Below are 2,697 nucleotides of genomic sequence, written 5' to 3'. Positions count from 1 at the left end.
CTGCTCATCAGCCACGACCTCGCCGTGCTCTCCGCCGTCTGCGACACCGTGCTCGTGATGCACGGCGGGCGCGTCATCGAGCACGGCAACGGTCGACAGCTGTTCCGGAGCCCGCGGCACCCCTATACCCGGGCGCTCGCCGGGGCCTTCCCCACCATCGGGGACCCGGCCTCCCGGTACCGCCCGCAGGGGCGCACGGTGACCTCCGCCGAGGAAGAGCGCCGGCACACCGCCGCCTTCCTCGCGCAGTGTCGAACCCCCGGCGGCTGCCTCGTGCACCGGGCCGAGTTCGCCCGTTTCGCGCGCGGCACCGCCGAACCCTGCCACTCGGACACCGATCTCGGCGTCACCGCGCCCAGCAAGGAGCTCACCCCATGACCCGAACCGTCCTGTCCGCCCGCGACCTGCACGTCACCTTCCCCGCCCTCCAGGGCCGCGGCGTCGTGCGCGCCGTCGACGGCGTCAGCCTCGACCTCACCGAGGGGGAGATCCTCGCCCTCGTCGGTGCCTCCGGCTCCGGCAAAACCACCCTGTCCCGGACCCTGTTGGGCCTCGAAGCCCCCACGAGCGGCACCGTCACCGCGCTCGGCGAAGCCTTGCCCACCGGCGGGCGGGCCCTGCGCGCCGCCCGCCAGCGCATGCAGCTCGTCATGCAGGACCCCTCCGGCGCGCTCAACCCGAAACACTCCGTCTACGAATCGGTTGCCGAGGGCATCCGCCTCCACCGGCTGGTCGAACGCGCCGCCGCGCAGGACCCCGCCCCCTCCGAGGTCGACCTCGTGACCCGCGCCCTGGAACACGCCGGCCTGCGACCCGCGGCGGACTTCTTTCTCGCCTACCCGCACCAGCTCTCGGGGGGACAGCGCCAGCGCGTCCTCATCGCCGGTTCCCTCGCCGTTGACCCCAGCGTCATCATCGCCGACGAGCCCGTCGCGAGCCTCGACGCGTCCATCCGCGGCGAAATCCTCGACCTGTTCCTCACCCTCCGCGACCGCCTCGGGCTCACCTTCATGATCGTGACCCACGACCTCGGCCTCGCCTGGAACATCGCCGACCGCGTCGCCGTCATGCAGGCCGGAACCCTCGTCGAGATCGGCAGCACCGAGGACGTCCTCCTCCGACCCCAACACCCCTACACCCGGGAACTGCTCGCCGCCCTCCCCGGCGGCCAGCACCCCGACCCCGCCGGGAGCGACCACGCCCCCCGAGCCAGCACCCCCACCCCTTAGGAGATCCCATGCCCCTCATGGACACCGCCCTCAGCGCACACCTGCTCCGAGACCTGCTCGCCGACCGCATCGCGGACGGCGAACCCGGCGCCACCGTCGCCGTCTACCGAGACGGCACCCTGATCGCCAGCGCGAGCCGCGGCCTCGCCGACACGGAAACCGGCGACCCGCTCACCCCGGCGACCCCGACCAACATCGCCTCGGTCAGCAAACAGATCACAGCAACCACCGTCCTCCTCGCCGCCCGGCGCGGCGAAGTCGATCTCGACGCCGACCTTCGCGAGCTCATCCCCGAGCTCAGCCTCCCCGGCATCACCCTGCGCAACTGCCTCAACCACACCGGGGGCCTGCCGGACTACTTCGCCGTGATCGACCTCATGGGATCCAGCGAGATCGAGATGTCCGGCCTCGACACCTTCCTCACCTGGGTGGGCACCCTCACCGCGCTGGACTTTGCCCCGGGCACCGCGCAAAGCTACTCAAACACGGGCTACGTGCTCGCCGCCCTCGCCACCGAGCGCGGCTCCGGCACGCCCTACCCCGAGCTCATCACGCGCACCGTCTTCGAGCCGCTCGGCATGACGCACAGCTTCGTGACCACCCTGCTCGGCGAGTACCAGAGTGGCATGGCGATGAGCTTCTCCCCGTCCGCGGACGGCTTCACCCGATGGGGCATGGGCATCGGCGAGGTCGGACACGAGCGGGTCGTCAACGGCGACGGAGAAGTCATCACCACCCTGGAAGACTTCGCGCACTGGCACGGCTTCCTCCTGGACGGGCGCGTCCTCGGGGCCGATATCCGGGCGCAGCTGTTGGAACGCACCGTGCTCTGGGACGGGCGCGTGTCCGACTACGGGCTCGGGATCGAACACGAGACGCGCGGCGGCACCTCGGCAACCGCGCACTCGGGCGGCATGTGGGGATACTCCACCTACTCGCTCGTCGACCCCGCGAGCGGCATCAGCGTCGCCCTCTTCGCGAACCGCGACGACCTTGGCGCAATCGAACTCGCCTGGCAGGCCTATCGGATCGCCACCGGGGCGGCCGGGGTCAACGGGCGCTGGTTCACCCGGGACGGCTGCTCCGCGCTCGAGTTGCGGGTGCTCGGCACCGGGGACCTGCGCGCCAGCGAGGGAGACGCGCCGGAAATCCTGCGGCGGGACGGCACGGCCCGCTGGACCCGCGACGACGACCTCTCCGTGGTCGAGCTCGTCGACGGCCACCTGCGCGCCGCACCCGGCTTCGGCGTCCTCGAAGCCTACGAGCGACTCACGCCGGCCGGGCCGGTGCCCGCGGCGGGCCTCGGCGCGTTCACGGAACCGTTCCGCGGCGCCAGCCTCCGCACCGAGCTGCGCGGGGACGAGCTGTGGCTGACCCCCGCCTCCGGCGTCGCCGAGCGCGTCACCCCCTACGGTGTCCGCGGCTCGGAATGGATCGGCCAGACCAGCCTGGGCTGGCTGCTGATCGA

General features: G+C 72.0%; 3 protein-coding genes. All 3 read left to right on the top strand.

Translation table 11 applies throughout. The annotated features are described in order from the left end of the window. Positions 1-378: ABC transporter ATP-binding protein (locus tag OOT08_RS02000; protein WP_442916154.1), on the top strand; the 378-nt coding region annotated here is incomplete at its 5' end. Then, a complete protein-coding gene (locus OOT08_RS01995; protein WP_325090883.1) occupies positions 375-1,229 on the top strand; it encodes an ABC transporter ATP-binding protein in 855 nt (284 codons plus the stop codon). The genes OOT08_RS02000 and OOT08_RS01995, both read left to right, overlap by 4 nt. Before the next feature lie 8 nt (positions 1,230-1,237). After that, the coding region (locus OOT08_RS01990) for a serine hydrolase domain-containing protein (RefSeq protein ID WP_325090882.1) at positions 1,238-2,697 on the top strand (1,460 nt) is incomplete at its 3' end.

Source organism: Leucobacter sp. M11 (genome assembly GCF_035726885.1).
Lineage (GTDB): Bacteria > Actinomycetota > Actinomycetes > Actinomycetales > Microbacteriaceae > JAPFRB01.
The sequence above is the reverse complement of the archived record's forward strand: the minus strand, read 5'-3'. Positions and strand labels throughout refer to the sequence as shown.